Annotated in this window: 1 pseudogene; it reads right to left on the bottom strand. The window is 72.5% G+C overall.

Annotated elements, in window-relative coordinates:
- Nucleotides 1-184: 184 nt before the first annotated feature.
- Nucleotides 185-443, bottom strand: a pseudogene (locus tag EXE46_RS16605) (ABC transporter ATP-binding protein); the annotation flags it as partial.

The raw sequence follows: 443 nt of genomic DNA, 5'->3' as shown, positions 1-443 counted from the left end.
GACGCGCTCGGCCACGCCGACGCGTCCCCGGAGGCGCCCGCGGACGAGTGGACCGAACTCCCGCGGTGACTCGTCCGTCGCTCCCGCGGTGACTCGTCCGTCGCTCCCGCGGTGACGGTCGGTCGGCTCCACCGGTTCCGGGCCGGCCGGAACGGCGTAGCGTCCCGGCCGGCCGCGGTCGAGGTCAGTCGTCGTCGGTCTCGGCGTCCTCGACGATCCGGGCCGTGCGCTCCTGCGCGCGGTCGATGAACTCCTGCGGAAGTTCGTCGATCTCGCCGGCCTGAACGCCCCAGAGGTGCGCGTACAGCCCGTCGTTGTCGAGCAGCTCGTCGTGCGTGCCGCGCTCGGCTATCTCGCCGCCCTCCAACACGAGGATCGTGTCCGCGTCCTTGATCGTCGAGAGCCGGTGGGCGATCGCGAACGTCGTCCGGTCGGTCGTGAGC

This window comes from Halorubrum sp. GN11_10-6_MGM (genome assembly GCF_005435165.1).
GTDB lineage: Archaea > Halobacteriota > Halobacteria > Halobacteriales > Haloferacaceae > Halorubrum.
The sequence above is the reverse complement of the archived record's forward strand: the minus strand, read 5'-3'. Positions and strand labels throughout refer to the sequence as shown.